The sequence below is a fragment of the Rhodococcus sp. NPDC059969 genome (assembly GCF_042738325.1).
In the GTDB taxonomy this organism is placed as follows: domain Bacteria; phylum Actinomycetota; class Actinomycetes; order Mycobacteriales; family Mycobacteriaceae; genus Rhodococcus_F.
In genome coordinates this window covers 64,373-79,494 of sequence record NZ_JBHWUF010000001.1, presented here as the reverse complement: position 1 = coordinate 79,494, position 15,122 = coordinate 64,373, and the positions used below count along the sequence as shown (strand labels likewise).

The window sequence follows — 15,122 nt, the reverse complement described above, 5'->3', positions numbered from 1 at the left end:
ACGGGAGATTTCGCTACTTCGCCAGCAGATGCGTTGTGAACCAACGGGAAGCGTGTTCGGCCGCTACTGCGAGCTTGGACTGATCGCTGTAGAGCGTCATGTGCGACGTGTGCGGTAGGACGACAAGTTCTTTCTTCGGAGTCGGGATGTTGTTGAAACTCTCGATCTCCAAGTCCCACAACGTGAGGTCGTCGCCTTCGGCCACGATCATCATCGACGGCGTGTCGAGAATCCGGGGTACGAAGTAGTTGACGTCGTAGTCGAGCAGGAGATCGACGGATTCCATGGTCGAACTGTTCTGGTAGAGAGGAGCTTCGGTGGCTTGAAGTGCCGCGAAGGTCATCTTCGTCTCGGGGAACGGCCAGGACGACAGTTCTTCCTCGGGGTTCTCGCTCGCATGCGCGATGTGCAGTCGCTGATCCGGATCGTCGAAGCGGAGTCGGCGATCTTCGAGAATTGCGTCCCACAGCTTTCGATAACCCATGGTCCCGTGGATCCGACGCATGTTGCGGTACCCGTCGATCACCGGAATCTGAGACACGATGGCCTTCACCCGGGGATCGGTCGCGGCGAGAATCATCACGTGGCCGCCGGAGTAGGAAATTCCCCAGGCGCCGAGACGGTCGTTGTCGATGCCGGGGGTGCGCTCGAGGAAGCTGAGCGCGTTCTGATAGTCACGAATCTGTTGCTTCGGGTCCAGATGTTGGCGGGGCTCACCGTCCGAGACGCCCAGGTTGCGGTAGTCGAAGACCAGCGCAGCCATACCGGCCGTCACGAAGGCCTCGGCGTAGTAGGGCATGACCAATTCGCGGACGTAGCACCAACCGCCTGCCAGTACGACGGCCGGAACGTCGTCGTCGGTGTCGGGTCGGTACAGCCAACCGCGAACGGTGACTCCGTCGCTGGAGAATTCGACATCTTCACGGCGCATTGCGCGACTCCTCATGTAACGAGTGAAAGCTGAACGGAAGTAGGTACGAAAGAAAACGGACGGTCTTGTCGCCGTGCGTATTACGGCATCGACGCGGTTCGCTCGTGCCAACTGCCCCGAGCGGATCGTCGCGGATCCGAAGTACTCCGTAATCGTGAGTCACCTCACAGCCTTTGTCAAGTGTCACTGGACAGCAAGGAAAATCCGTCGGTATAGTCCTGCTCACCCACTGCGCATGTATTCGTAACGAGCGCAGCATTATTGGAGGTGTTCCGGCTCGTGAACGGCGAAGAAGTTCTGTGTGCCTACGAAAAGATGTTGTTGATCCGGGTGATGGAGGAGCGCATCTCGACGCTCTACAAGGGCGACACCATTCCCGGGTTCGTTCACACTTCGATAGGTCAAGAGGCGTGCGCGGTGGGGGCTCTCACTCATGCGCGGGTCAGTGACGTCATCACCTCGACGCACCGCGGGCACGGCCACGTTCTGGCAAAAGGCCTGGAACCCGACCGGATGATGGCGGAGTTGATGGGCAAGGTCACCGGAGCCAACAACGGCCGGGGTGGCTCGATGCACGTGGCGGATCCCCGCTTGGGGATCTTCGGTGCGAATGGGATCGTGGGCGCGGGGTTGCCGATTGCCGTCGGTGCGGCTTTCGCTGCCAAGGATCGCGGTGAGGGCGATCTGGTGGTGGCGTTCTTCGGTGACGGGGCGATTGCGACCGGTGCGTTCCACGAGGCGATGAACATGGCTGCGCTGTGGAAACTGCCGATCATCTTCCTGTGCGAGAACAACGGATTCTCGGAGTTTTCCTCGACGGTGGATCAGCATCCTGTCCCGATCTCTGCGCGCGCAGCGGGATACGGGATGGAATCGATCACGCTGGCAGGCAACGACGTCGAGGCGGTCGCCGACGGTATTCGGCCGGTGTATGAGCAGGTGCGAGGCGGCGGTGGTCCGGTGTTCGTGGAGGTCACGACCCTGCGGGTGCACGGGCACTACGAGGGCGATCCGCAGGTGTACCGCGACAAGGACGAGATGGCGCGAGACATTCTCGCGGCCGATCCACTGACGCTGACGCGTGGCCGACTCCGAGAGCTCGGCATCGGGGACGAAGTACTCGATCTGGTGGACAAGCGGGTGAGGGCGGTGGTCGACGAGGCGGAGCGTTTCGCGCGGTCGTCGCCGCAACCGGAGGCGTCGAGCGTGATGGAGTACATCTTTTCGCCGCGTCGCATCTACCCGCCGGACCGCCTCGACGTGGGTGTCGGCGCGGGCGGCACGGCCGTGTCGCAGTCCAAGATCCTCAAGGCGGCGCTCGACGACTCTCTGGCGGCCGAGCCGGATGTGTTTCTTGCCGGTATCGATGTAGCCGGCGGGAACGTTTTCGGTCTTACCAGGGGATTGGCCGCGAAGTATCCGGGGCGAGTGCTCGATACGCCGATCTCCGAATCGGCGATCATGGGCCTCGCCGTCGGCTCGGCGATGGCAGGCCGTAGACCCGTCGTGGAACTGATGTACCTCGACTTCCTCGGGGTATGCCTGGATCAACTGATGAATCAGGCGGCAAAGCTCCGGTTCATGACGGGCGGTGCGGTGAGCCTGCCGTTGGTGGTGCGGACGCAGTTCGGTTCCGGCAGATCATCGGGTGGGCAGCATTCGCAGAGTCTCGAGGCACTGTTGGCGCACATCCCGGGACTGACTGTTCTCATGCCCAGTTCGGGCGCTGATGCGTACGGTCTGCTGCGGGCGGCGATCGAGGACGACAACCCGGTGATGTTCATCGAACACCGTCTGCTGTACGAGAAGAAAAGTGTGTTGCCGAGCAAGGATTTTCGGGTTCCGATCGGAAAGGCGGCGGTGACGAGACCTGGTTCGGACGTCACCATTGTCTCGTGGTCGCGTATGGCGATGCACGCCTTGGCCGCGGCACAGACGTTGGCAGAGGAAGGGATCGAGGCCGAGGTCATCGATCTACGAACGATTGCTCCGCTCGATCGGGAGACGATTCTCGAATCATTCAGTCGGACGAACCGGATGGTCATTGCCCAGGAAGCCGTCGTGGACTTCGGCGTCGGAGCCGAGATCGCAGCTATGGCAGTAGATTCCGGGTTCTATTCCCTGGACGCGCCGGTAGTGCGGGTGGGCGCACGGTACGCGCCTGCGCCCTATGCACCGGTGCTCGAACGTGAGTGGGAAGTCGGACCTGACGACATCGTTGCAGCCGTTCGGCGGGTGATGTCGTGCTGAGCGCTACCCGTCCGCGGGCAATGACCGGTGGCGGGGTGTTGCCCGAGATGCTTCTCGACGCTCTGCGTCGAGATCCCGAAGCACTGGCCCTTGTCGACGAGAGTGTGCGGTGGACTTACCAGGAATTGGTGGACGCGTCGACGAGATTTGCAGGCGCACTGCATAAATCAGGATTCGAGCCCGGAGACGTGGTACTCGTTCAACTGCCGAACTGGTGGGAATCCGTCGTTGCGGCCTGGGGCACGTGGCTTGCCGGCGGCATTCTCCTTCCGGTGGTCCCGATTTACCGCGCACACGAGCTGTCCTTCATCATCGAGCAAGCTGAGCCGTCGGTGATCGTCGCCCCGCAGGAATACCGCGGATATCGTCACGTCGAGGAGCTCGGGACGGTGCTCCGTGATCTGGGCCGAGAGGTTCTTCTGGTGGAGGCGCGAGGCGAAGGTGGGTTGCGGCGCACTACGTTCGACGACTTCCTGGACTTCGGGATGGAGTCGAACCGGCCCGACCACTGCGCGGATCCCGACGATGTCGCCCTCGTTCTCTACACGTCGGGTACCACTTCCGCTCCAAAAGGCGTGCTGCACACTCATCGGACTCTGATGGCCGAGAGTTCGAGCATGATCGCGCATTGCGGCGTGGATTCGCAGGACCGAATCTTCATGCCTTCGCCGTTACCCCACATCACGGGGATTTCGTATGCGGTAGTTCTGCCGGCAGCGGCAGCCTGCTCGACAGTTCTGATGCAACGCTGGGTTCCCGAAGAGGCAGTTGCGTTGATCGAACGCGAGCAATGCACGTTCACCGTGAGCGCGACACCGTTTCTCCGTGGTCTTGCCGACGCCTACGAGAAGGGCGGATATCGACGATCCCAGCTGACCCGATTCGTGTGTGGTGGGGCCGGGATTCCGCCCGAGTTGGTGCGTCGGGCCCATCGCGTGATGGGGACGGCGGTTGTTCGTACCTACGGATCGACGGAGCTTCCGACCCTCGTCATGGGTGATCCTTTCGGTGACATCGACCTGCAGGCAGAGGACGAAGGAGCGGTGATCGGCGGAAACGAATTCCGGCTCGGCGAAGACGACGAGCTGTTGGTGCGGGGTCCGGAACTGTTCGTCGGCTACGTCGACAGCTCGATCAACGAGGAATCGTTCACCGAGGACGGCTTTTTCCGGACCGGCGACGTAGCCGCCGTGGACGAGCCAGGTCAGATCCGGATCACGTCACGGATCAAGGACATCATCAACCGGGGCGGAGAGAAATTCAGCGCTGCCGACATCGAGTGGGCCCTCGAGGCTCATCCCAATGTGGGAGAGGTGGCAGTGGTCGGATATCCGGACGAGGAACTGGGGGAGCGCGCGTGCGCCTTCGTGGTTCCGGACGGTGATCCGCCAAGCGTTCGAGATCTGCGGATCTTCCTGCTGTCCGAAGGATTTGCCGTTCAGAAAGCTCCGGAGAGAGTCGAGACCGTTGCGTCGCTTCCTCGGACGGAGAGTGGGAAGGTTCAGAAGTTTCTCCTGCGTCGAGCGTTAGGCTTGGGCTCCGCACAGGCGGTCCCCGAGACCTACGGAAGCGAGTTCGGACATGACGGCAACCGGCGCAAAGCCACCTCGTAAGGCGGCTGAGTCGACAGCGGCTGCATCGAAGAAATCGCAACCGCGCAAGACGACTCCCCAAAAGACGACGGCGCAGAAGAAGGCGGCGCATAAGAAGTCGGCACAGCAGAAGTCGGCGCCGGCCAAGGTGGCGGCGCGCAAACAGAAGGCGGAGGACAACGGTTTGGGGACGTCGGTAGGCAAGACGGTTCGTGCCGAACGCACGAGACAGGGAATCCCGGTTCGTGAATTGGCGAGGCGGCTCGGCGTATCGCCGTCCTTCCTGTCGCAGTTCGAACTGGGGCAGAGTCAGGCCGCGGTGAATACGCTTTTTGCAATCGCGACCGAACTCAACCTGTCGTTGGACGTGCTGCTCGGCAACAGCGTCGATCCGGAACGTGAATCCGCATCCGAAACGAAGACTCACGAACCGCGGATCTCCGACTGCCTCACCTTTCGGTCGGGTGTTCGCTGGCAACGGTTGGCGAATACTCCCGCGAATCATCACGTCCAGTTCCTCCTCACGGAGTACGAGCCCGGCGCCGACTCTGCGCCGGGCGATGCACCGCAGACCCATTCGGGTGACGACTACGGGTACGTGCTGGAAGGGACTTTGACGATCGACATCGACGGAATGCGTCGGCTGCTCAAGGCGGGTGAAGCGATACACCTGGTCGGGAACGTTCCCCACCGGTTGCGTAACGAGACGGACGAGACGGTCAAGGCGATCTGGTTCGTCCTGGGCTGAGTAACCGGGTGCGGTGCACTGGGGTGTGACGCCACTGGGTGTGACGCCGGTCTCGATTCAACTTAGGCAATCCTTTTCTTGACTAATTCCAGAAAAGCGGCATACTGGGAAACATGCGAGACGGAGAGCATGACTTCGACCCCCGAGCGCAACTGCGCGCCGTCGGGTTGAGGGTCACTGCTCCGCGCCTCGCCGTGCTGGATGCGGTTACAGCCCAACCGCATTCAGACGCCGATTCTGTTGCAGCACTCGTGCGGCAGCAGCTCGGATCGGTATCCACACAGGCCGTTTACGACGTGCTGAAGGCATGCGTGAACGCAGGATTGCTGCGACGCATCGAGCCGGCGGGTTCGCCCGCACGGTTCGAGACGAGGACTGGTGACAACCACCATCACCTCGTCTGTCGCGGCTGCGGCAAGGTCGTCGACGTCGATTGTGTTGTCGGCCAAGCTCCCTGCCTCGAACCTTCCGATAATCACGGCTTCGAAATCGACGAAGCCGAGGTCGTGTTCTGGGGCCGTTGCCAAGATTGCCTGAAGAATTCTGCCGAATCCGACACCGAGTCGGACGCGGTCTCGCAGAATCGAATTGATGCGTCCAGAACCTCCGAGTCGGCCCCCTCGCATGCAGCCCATGCGTTCGGCTCGGATGCAGCCCCGCTCCTCTGACGCCCAGCCCACAACGCTAGGAGGCTTCGCCATGACCAAGCCCACCACCAACAATTTCGGTATCGCGGTCGCAAGTGATGACGAATCGCTGACCGCGGGTATTCAGGGGCCGGTGCTCCTTCACGACCACTACCTGATCGAGAAGCTCGCGCAGTTCAACCGCGAGCGTGTCCCGGAGCGCATCGTCCACGCCAAGGGCGGCGGCGCTTTCGGTGAACTCGTCATCACACACGACGTCAGCAAGTACACCAAGGCCGCGTTCCTGCAGCCGGGTAAGAAGACCGAGTCACTCGTCCGCTTCTCCACCGTCGCCGGTGAGCAGGGCAGCCCCGACACCTGGCGCGATCCGCGCGGTTTCGCGATGAAGTTCTACACCGAAGAGGGAAACTACGACCTCGTCGGCAACAACACCCCGGTGTTCTTCATCAAGGACGCCATCAAGTTCCCCGACTTCATTCGTTCGCAGAAGCGACTGCCCGGCTCCGGTCTTCGTGACCACGACATGCAGTGGGACTTCTGGACTCTGCGTCCCGAGACCGCTCACCAGGTGACCTGGCTGATGGGTGACCGCGGTATCCCGAAGACCTGGCGCAACATGGACGGCTTCGGATCGCACACCTACCAGTGGGTCAATGCTGCGGGTGAACGCTTCTGGGTGAAGTACCACTTCAAGACCGATCAGGGCATCGAGTTCCTGACGCAGGCCGAAGCAGACAGCCTCGCCGGTAGCGATCCTGACTACCACCGCGCGGATCTGTACAACGCTATCGAGGCCGGTAATTTCCCGAGCTGGACCCTCAACGTTCAGATCATGCCGGTCGACGAGGCCGAGGGCTACCGCTTCAACCCGTTCGACCTCACCAAGGTTTGGTCCCAGAAGGACTACCCGCTGATCGAGGTCGGCAAGTGGACGCTGAACCGCAACCCGGAGAACTTCTTCGCGCAGATCGAGCAGGCGTCGTTCGAGCCGTCGAACGTGGTGCCCGGCATCGGATTCAGCCCGGACAAGATGCTTCTCGGACGCGTCTTCTCCTACGCCGACGCACATCGTTACCGCATCGGCACCAACTACGCCGACCTGCCGGTCAACGCCCCGAAGAACGAGGTGAACTCCTACTCCAAGGAGGGCGCCATGCGTTACAGCTTCAATTCCCCGTCGACGCCGGTGTACGCACCGAACTCGTACGGCGGACCGCATGCCGATCCGTCGGTTGCCGGTGACGAAGGACTGTGGGCATTCGACGGCAAGGCAGTGCGCGCCGGATACATCGAGCACGCCGAGGACGGCGACTTCACGCAGGCCGGAACGCTGGTCCGTGAAGTTCTCGACGACGCAGCTCGTGAGCGCCTGGTGAGCAACATCGTCGGCCACGCCCTTGCCGGCGTCAGCGAGGAAGTTCTGCTGCGTGTCTTCGAGTACTGGAAGAACGTCGACGCAGATTTGGGTAAGCGCGTCGAAGAAGGTGTACGCGCAGGTCAGTGATCCGCTGACCTGACAATCGAATAGGTGTACCGAATGCGGGCCGCTGCAAGGGAAATCGATCCCCGGCAGCGGTCCGTTTCCGTCTGCCCAACTACAGCAGCGCGAACCAGTAGACGAAGCATGCGAGAAGGAATACAACGACTGACTCCATGACGACACCCCTGTTCGACGTGCACTTCTGCTGTTCGCACTCTCCATGATCCGCTTCTCGCGCGGAGAATGCTCGGGGCACAAGTTTCGCGAACCGAGGTGTTGGGCAGTCAATTCCCATGGCAATAGGTGCGGTTCTCTTCGACATCGACGGAACGCTCGTCGATTCCAACTACCTGCATGTAGAAGCGTGGTCGCGAGCTTTCTTCGAGGTAGGTCGCCCGGTCGACGCGTGGCGGGTGCATCGCAGCATCGGCATGGACGGAGACCAACTACTGGAGACCTTGCTCGGCGAAGACATCGACGGGTGCGGGCCACGGGCCAAGGAGCTTCACACCAAGTACTACCGGCAGTCGGCTGACCGCCTCCGGGTACTGCCGGGAGCACGAGAGTTGATCCGCCGAGTTCACTCGCTCGGACTGCACGTCGTGCTCGCAACTTCGGCGCCAGACGACGAACTGGAGTTGCTGCGCCGGACGCTCGACATCGACGAAATGATCTACGCCGCCACCTCTTCGGAATCCGTCGACGAGGCCAAACCTGATCCGGACCTGATCGAGGTCGCGCTCGCGAAGGCAGGTGTCGACGCGGGAGATGCGGTCATGGTCGGAGACGCCGTCTGGGACATGAAGGCGGCGACATGGGCGGGCGTTGTGGCTGTGGGAGTGCGCAGCGGTGGCATGTCGACCGACGAACTCGAAGGCGCGGGTGCGGCTGCCGTGTACGACGACGCTCGCGACCTTCTCGACCACCTCGACGGCAGTGTGATTTCCGAACTCGTTTCAGGCCTCGATACCAGGAGTTGATCAGTGATGGCACGATTCGGCTACACGTTGATGACCGAACAGGCCGGCCCGAAAGAACTGGTTCGCCACGCAGTTCGGGCCGAAGAAGTCGGCTTCGACTTCGAAGTGATGAGTGATCACTACTCGCCGTGGCTGACCGAGCAGGGGCATGCGCCCTACGCCTGGTCGGTGCTGGGAGCAGTCGCCCACGCCACCGAGCGAGTCGGCTTGATGACGTACGTGACTTGTCCGACCGTGAGGTACCACCCTGCCGTCGTCGCTCAGAAGGCCGCGACGATCCAGATCCTCGCGGACGGGCGCTTCACCCTGGGATTGGGAAGTGGCGAGAGCCTGAACGAGCATGTGGTTGGGGAGGGTTGGCCGTCCATCGACACCCGCCAGGACATGCTGCAGGAGGCGGTGAGCATCATTCGCGCACTGCTCGCCGGAGATCTGGTGAGCTGGAAGGGGGAGTACTTCGACGTCCAGTCCGCCAGGATCTGGGATCTCCCGGAGAACCCGGTTCCCCTGGCGCTGGCCATGTCCGGTGACAAGTCCGTCGAGCGTTTCGGTCCGATGGCCGACGATCTGATTGCCGTGCAACCGGATTCGGAACTGGTGCACCTGTGGAAGCATGTGCACGGCCGGGCATACGGATTGGCTCCCGCAGGCCGGACCATCGGTCAGATTCCGATCTCGTGGGATCCTGATCGCGACACGGCAATCGCCCGAGCTCACCAGCAGTTCCGGTGGTTCGGCGGAGGGTGGTCCGTGAACTCCGAACTGCCGACGCCGGCGAGCTTCTCGGGCGCAACTCAGTTCGTGCGTAAAGAGGATGTAGCTGAAAGCATTCCGTGTGGTCCCGATCTTGATGTGATCGTCGAGGCGGTCAAGGCATACACGGACGCCGGATTCACCGATGTGGCACTGGTGCAGATCGGTGGAGATACCCAAGACCGATTCTTCGACGAGGCGGCCAAGCCGCTGCTCGAGGCTCTGCACGTCGAATTGGGTTGATCGAGAAAATCAATCGAGTACCGCCGAGCGGGCTCTTGTCGAGTCGAGCGCTACCGCCGTGCAGCCGCGCCTGCTGCGCGACGAGGGCCAAACCCAAACCGCTTCCGGCGTCGCCCGCACCGGTACCACGAACAAATCGTTCGAACATCGCTTCCCGTTCCGACGGCGCGATCACCGTGCCGTTGTCGTCGACGAATACCGTCGCCGAACCGGTCGCAGCCCCTGATCGGACGGTGATCTCGACTTCGTCGGCATTGCCGTGCCGAACGGAGTTGGTGACGGCGTTGGTCAACACCAGACGGATGCCCGCGGGAAACGCCTGAACCGAAAGCTCTTCCGGTGCTTTCAATCGAACGTCGACCTGCGGGTGCAGACGGCCGGCGTCCGCGACGGCGCGATCGGCAACCTCCACCAGGTCGACGTCGGCACAATCCTCGGGATCGGCCACCTCACCCAGGGCGAGTGTCTCCAGATCGGTCAAGGTGCGCTCGATCTGGCGCTGCGCCTCCAACAATTCACTGGACAGTTCGCGCCGTTGGCTTTCCGTGAGGTCCAGTGTCGCGAGAACTTCCAGATCGGTACGCATCGACGTCAGAGGGGTGCGTAGTTCGTGGGCGGAGACGCGAGCAAAATCTCGTGCCGACTCCAACGCCTCCTCGGTGCGGCTTCGATCGCTTTCGATGCGACTGAGCATGCTGTGGATTGCTTCGGAAAGTTCTTCGGCCTCGCGCGTGCCACGTACCGACGGTGCCCGGCGCGAGAGTCCTTCGACGTCGAGGTTGTTGCCTATCGAACTGGTGGTCTCGGTCAGTTGCTGTAGGGGGCGGACGGCACGGCCCGTGAGGAACCAGCCGAGCCCGGCCGCGGCGAGAATGGCGACCACCGCCGCAGCGGCCACCTGGACCTGCTGCTCACGGATTGCCTGGGTCAGTGGGTCTTCGGGGATGCTGACGGCCAGTGCAGCGCCACTGTCGCCGGGCAGCAGAACATCTCGACTGCGGACATCGGTGGTAGCCAACGCACTGATGCTCGTGGCAGTGAAGCCGGGATCGACGACGAGTGGTTGTGTTGTTGCGGTGGGTGTTTCGATGAACGCCGGGCTCGGTGCACTTGCCGCAACTCCCAGAGTGACGGAATCGAGTGTGCGTTCGAGTTGTTCGGATCCGTTGACACGCAGGAAGACCGCGAAGGCAATTCCGATCGCGGCAATCACGATTCCAGCGGCCAGGCCTGAGGCGATGGCTACGCGGGTCTGTAGTGACAGCGGCCGCTTCATCTTTCGGCCCTCAGGACGAAGCCGACTCCGCGCACGGTGTGGACCACGCGAGGCGCCCCGTCGACCTCGAGTTTCTTGCGTAGATAGGTGACAAAGACGTCGACGACATTGGTATCGGCAGCGAAGTCGTAACCCCAGACGAGGCGCAGGAGCTGTGCCCGGCTCAGTACGATGCCGGCGTGCTCGGCGAGCACGGACAACAGATCGAATTCTCTTTTGGTGAGTTCGATTCGTTTACCGCTGATGTGTGCTCGGTGACCACGAAGATCAACGGTGAGAGGGCCGACGGTGATCGGGTGATCGAGGGTAGGGGTGGCCCGCGTCGTGCGTCGTAGCAAAGCGCGGAGTCTGGCGACCAGTTCTGCCAACTCGAAGGGTTTGGTGAGGTAGTCGTCGGCGCCCGCTTCCAGCCCCGCGATGCGGTCGCCCACGGAACTTCGGGCGCTGAGTACGCAGATCGGAACCTCGTTGCCGATCGCGCGTAGGGCGGTCACGACCCCGACGCCGTCGAGGCCGGGCATGTTGACGTCGAGAACGAGCGCGGCCGGGCATTGCTTGTTCACCGAGGACAAGGCCGATCGTCCGTCGACGGCAGTTGCCGTGTCGAAGCCCGACAATCGGAGTCCACGTTCGAGCGAATTCAGAACCTTCGCGTCGTCGTCAACGATCAGGATGCGCTCGCGTGTACTCACCCCAGCCATGGTGCCATCGGATCAAGGCCTGGGGTCCCGCTCGGAGCGAGGGCCGCCGCATTCTCATCAACTCCTAAGAAACCGACAACAGATCTGCAGTGTTGGCTTCATAACCTCGGGTTTCTCGGATGCGACCGCGCCGAGAATTCGAGAATGTTCGATCAAGGAGAACAACGATGACGCGATTGAAAGTGAACGGCAAGCGGGCCCGCCGGACCGGTGTGGTGGTGGCGTCCGTGGCGGTCCTCGGTATGGCAGTGGCGCCGGGAATCGCCTGGGCTTCCAACCCGATCTCCGATGGGTCTCCGGTGGCGGTGCGATCGATCGCGACCGCTCCAGCCGAGTTGGGTGTGGCTCCCGAAGTAGCGTGTGGTGTCGCGGCACCGATTTCCGACGAGGAGCTGCAGAAGCTCATCGACGAGGGCAAGGTCGTGCGCGCGGAGGAGGCCGGTACGGCCGCAGTCACTATCGAAGTGCCGAGCGAAGCTGCGACATTCGTTGCGCGTGAAGGGGTGCCGGCGTTGCCGACCGTCGAGTGGGCTCCGACGACCGAGGGTGTTCCGGCGGAGGTGCTCGACATGGCCGGTGTCGCTCCGCTGGAGGAAGGCGTTGCCCTGTCATGCGCGGTTGCCGCGGGCTGACGAGCGAAAAAAGCTCCGCATGAACCGCTTTGACCTGGAACGGTACGGCCGTACTCAACTGGGTCTGGAGGTTCGTCAAGCCTGTCGGTAGCACTTGCTACGTTCGGGGCGGTCTCGGCGAGCATGCCGGGACCGTCGCCGACGGCGTCATGTGTGTGGTGTCTTGCTCCGGGTGCGGTACAGCCCGGCGCGGGGCGCGTTTCGAAAGGTGTTGTGTTTCATGGTCATGGGCCCCACCCACGCGATGTCCGGTGCTGCTGTGGGGTTGGTCGTTGCGGAGTTGTTGCCTCTCGACTGGGGAGGGCCCACATCCACTGCGGAAACTTTGACCTTTGCCGGGGTGTGCGCCGGAGCCGCCTTGCTTCCCGACCTCGATACCGGTCAGTCCACGGTTTCTCGATCATTCGGTCCGCTCAGCAAGGCTCTGGCCAAGGGCATCGACGCAATTTCGGTGACCTTCTACCGCATTACGAAAGGCAAGAAGGACGGCAAGCGTCGTGGTGGACATCGGACGCTCACGCATACCGCACTGTTTGCCGCGGGTCTCGGTGCCGGGGTCTCTGCGCTGGTGGTTCAGTTCGGGAAACCCGCCATCATCATCACGCTGTTCTTCTGCCTCGGGTTGGCGATCCGAGGATTGGCTGGTGAATTGGCCAAGGAGAAGGGATGGCTCGCGGTTTCTGCCGTTGCGTTGGTGCTCTCGGCCCTCACCTGGCAGTGGTATCCCAGCGAGGCCGGATCCACGGGGCTAGGTGTTGCGGTGGCACTGGGCTGCGCAACGCACTGTCTCGGCGATGCGATCACCAAAGAAGGGGTGCCGTTTCTCGCGCCCCTGATTCCGCTCGGCGGCAAACGATGGTGGGAGCAACGGCTGCCGTCATTTCTGTCCATCCGCGCAGGTGGGAACCTCGAGAAGGTTCTGATCGGGCCGGCTCTGACGGTTCTGACTGCCTGGTTGATCATCAGTGCGTTCGACGGTGCCCCGGAAGCGATCTACGCGGTCTTCGCTCCGATGGTGCAGTAAGCGTCGGAAAACTTTTATTACGGAACCACTGGCATCGTAATCATATTTGTTCTACGTTCGTCCCTGACATGAACCGAGTCGGCTGACGGAGTGAGCAGTGGTGCATCAAGCAGAGCGCAAGGCAGAGCACAGCTCCGGAGAAGGCGGTGTGAGCCGGCGCGGATTTCTCGCAGCGAGTGCCGGTGCTGCCGCGCTTACGGGTCTTGCTTGGGCGCCGGCGGGAGCAGTTCCCTGGGGCTCGGCATCGACCATCGCGCCACCGCCCGGATTTCCGTCGGACATTCCGCTGTCACAGCAGGCATACGCCAATTGGTCGCGGGAAATCATGCTCGACAGTGTGTGGACGGCGACGGCGCGTCACAGCGACGACGTCGTCACCCTCGCCAACTGGGCGTTCGACAACGGTTACACGGTGCGTGCGCGCGGAACGATGCACGGGTGGAGCCCGTTGACGGTGGTGCCCGGCGCACCTTCGGATCGAGTTCTGCTGGTCGACACGATGACGAACCTGACTTCGGTTGTGGTGCAGCACGGCACACCCGCAACAGCCACGGCGGGCGCCGGGGCCAGCATCGAAGCGATTCTGACAGCGCTCGAGCGGGAGGGGCTCGGCTGGGCCAACTCTCCGGCGATCGGTGAGCTGTCCATCGCCGGGGCGCTGGCGATCGGTGCTCACGGGGCAACCTATCCGGCGGCGGGGGAGACGATCACCCCTGGTCAGTCGTACGGATCGCTGAGCAACCTGATCACCGAGATCACGGTGGTGGCGTGGGACGAAGGCAGCAATCGCTACGCGCTGAAGACTTTTCACCGATCAGATGACAAGATCACGGCTTTCCTGACCCACCTGGGCCGAACCTTCGTCACCTCCGTGACGCTGCAAGCCGGGGAGAATTATCGGCTGCGTTGCCAGAGTTTTACCGACATTCCGTGGCAAGAACTCTTTGCTGCTCCCGGGTCGCCAGGGCGTACCTACGAGAGTTTCGTCGAGAAATCCGGACGGGTGGAAGCGATCTGGTTCCCGTTCACGCAAACACCGTGGCTCAAGGTCTGGACGCCGACCCCGGTCAAACCGCCGGAGTCCCGAGAAGTGAGCGGTCCGTACAACTACTTCTTCTCCGACGCGATTCCCGAAGAAGTCACCACCCCGTTAGGGATGGTGGCGCAGGGTCTTCAAGCTGCGACACCACTGTTCGGTGCCTCCCAGTTCGGAGCCGTAGCAGCAGGATTGGTGCTGACCGACACCGACGATCTGTGGGGTTGGTCGAAAGATGTTCTGTTCTACCTGCGGCACACAACCTTGCGCGTCGTAGCCGGTGGTGGCGCAGTGATCACCAAGCGGTCCAACATCGGCCGTGTCGTGCACGAGATGACGAGTTGGCTGAACGAACGAATGACGCACTACGCGTCGCTGGGGCAGTATCCCGTCAACATGCCGTTCGAAGTGCGTCTCTGCGGGGTCGACGACAATGGTGAAGTTCTTGTCGACAGTGCCGGCGTGCCGGATCTGTCAGCGGTGCGGCCGCGGGCGGGTCGTCAGGACTGGGACACTGCCATCTGGATGAACGTGGTCTCGATTCCTGGCACGGCAGGATTGCCCGCGTTCCTTCGTGAGATGGAACGGTGGATGGTCGCGAACTACTCCGGCGATTACGCGACCTTCCGTCCGGAGTGGTCCAAGGGGTGGGCATTCACCGATCAGGCGGCGTACCAGGACGACGAATTCCTCACCAGCACAGTGCCTGCCACCTTCCGTGCCGGTGGCGACGGGAATTGGGACTTCGCACTCGCCACACTCGACGAACACGACCCGCACCGCGTATTCAGCAATACGTTCCTCGACCGCGTATTGCCACCCAGCTGAA

13 protein-coding genes are annotated in these 15,122 nt (G+C 62.3%); 10 read left to right on the top strand and 3 right to left on the bottom strand.

Annotation, left to right across the window (positions count from 1 at the left end; all coding sequences use genetic code 11):
- Positions 1-13 precede the first annotated feature (13 nt).
- Positions 14-931: an alpha/beta hydrolase gene (locus ACFWAD_RS00395; protein WP_378540495.1), complete on the bottom strand. Its 918-nt coding sequence runs from the start codon at positions 929-931 to the stop codon at positions 14-16.
- A gap of 279 nt (positions 932-1,210) precedes the next feature.
- Here ACFWAD_RS00395 and ACFWAD_RS00390 point away from each other — a divergent pair, with 279 nt between their 5' ends.
- The 7 genes from ACFWAD_RS00390 (at position 1,211) to ACFWAD_RS00360 (ending at position 9,624) form a co-directional block, all read left to right on the top strand.
- Positions 1,211-3,181, top strand: coding sequence for a thiamine pyrophosphate-dependent enzyme (locus ACFWAD_RS00390; RefSeq protein ID WP_378540492.1), 1,971 nt, complete (start codon positions 1,211-1,213; stop codon positions 3,179-3,181).
- The gene (locus tag ACFWAD_RS00385) at positions 3,175-4,794 is read left to right on the top strand and encodes an AMP-binding protein (protein ID WP_378540490.1); all 1,620 of its coding nucleotides are present in this window, start codon (positions 3,175-3,177) and stop codon (positions 4,792-4,794) included. Before ACFWAD_RS00390 ends, ACFWAD_RS00385 begins: the two co-directional genes overlap by 7 nt.
- Positions 4,763-5,521 (top strand): cupin domain-containing protein, encoded by a 759-nt coding sequence (locus ACFWAD_RS00380; protein ID WP_378540488.1) that lies wholly within the window; start codon positions 4,763-4,765, stop codon positions 5,519-5,521. The genes ACFWAD_RS00385 and ACFWAD_RS00380 overlap by 32 nt, the downstream gene beginning before the upstream one ends.
- Before the next feature lie 113 nt (positions 5,522-5,634).
- Positions 5,635-6,189: a Fur family transcriptional regulator gene (locus ACFWAD_RS00375; RefSeq protein WP_378537052.1), complete on the top strand. Its 555-nt coding sequence runs from the start codon at positions 5,635-5,637 to the stop codon at positions 6,187-6,189.
- Positions 6,190-6,220: 31 nt separating this feature from the next.
- Positions 6,221-7,672, top strand: a complete 1,452-nt coding sequence (locus ACFWAD_RS00370) for a catalase (protein WP_230816542.1) — start codon at positions 6,221-6,223, stop codon at positions 7,670-7,672.
- 269 nt (positions 7,673-7,941) lie between these two features.
- Positions 7,942-8,628 (top strand): HAD family hydrolase, encoded by a 687-nt coding sequence (locus tag ACFWAD_RS00365; RefSeq protein WP_378540486.1) that lies wholly within the window; start codon positions 7,942-7,944, stop codon positions 8,626-8,628.
- A 6-nt stretch (positions 8,629-8,634) separates the two neighbouring features.
- Positions 8,635-9,624, top strand: coding sequence for an LLM class F420-dependent oxidoreductase (locus ACFWAD_RS00360; RefSeq protein WP_007732341.1), 990 nt, complete (start codon positions 8,635-8,637; stop codon positions 9,622-9,624).
- Here ACFWAD_RS00360 and ACFWAD_RS00355 read toward each other — a convergent pair.
- Together ACFWAD_RS00355 and ACFWAD_RS00350 are read right to left on the bottom strand one after the other, a co-directional pair.
- Positions 9,521-10,900: a sensor histidine kinase gene (locus ACFWAD_RS00355; RefSeq protein ID WP_378540484.1), complete on the bottom strand. Its 1,380-nt coding sequence runs from the start codon at positions 10,898-10,900 to the stop codon at positions 9,521-9,523. The genes ACFWAD_RS00360 and ACFWAD_RS00355 overlap by 104 nt on opposite strands.
- Positions 10,897-11,601, bottom strand: coding sequence for a response regulator transcription factor (locus ACFWAD_RS00350; RefSeq protein WP_378537054.1), 705 nt, complete (start codon positions 11,599-11,601; stop codon positions 10,897-10,899). The genes ACFWAD_RS00355 and ACFWAD_RS00350 overlap by 4 nt, the downstream gene beginning before the upstream one ends.
- A 167-nt stretch (positions 11,602-11,768) precedes the next feature.
- Between ACFWAD_RS00350 and ACFWAD_RS00345 the strand changes: the two genes are divergently transcribed.
- From ACFWAD_RS00345 to ACFWAD_RS00335, 3 genes are all read left to right on the top strand, one after another.
- On the top strand, positions 11,769-12,233 hold the full coding sequence (locus tag ACFWAD_RS00345; RefSeq protein WP_378540482.1) for a light harvesting protein subunit alpha: 465 nt from the start codon (positions 11,769-11,771) through the stop codon (positions 12,231-12,233).
- Between the two features lie 220 nt (positions 12,234-12,453).
- A complete protein-coding gene (locus ACFWAD_RS00340; RefSeq protein ID WP_047270024.1) occupies positions 12,454-13,257 on the top strand; it encodes a metal-dependent hydrolase in 804 nt (267 codons plus the stop codon).
- 97 nt (positions 13,258-13,354) lie between these two features.
- On the top strand, positions 13,355-15,121 hold the full coding sequence (locus ACFWAD_RS00335) for a cholesterol oxidase substrate-binding domain-containing protein (protein ID WP_378540480.1): 1,767 nt from the start codon (positions 13,355-13,357) through the stop codon (positions 15,119-15,121).
- Position 15,122 lies beyond the last annotated feature (1 nt).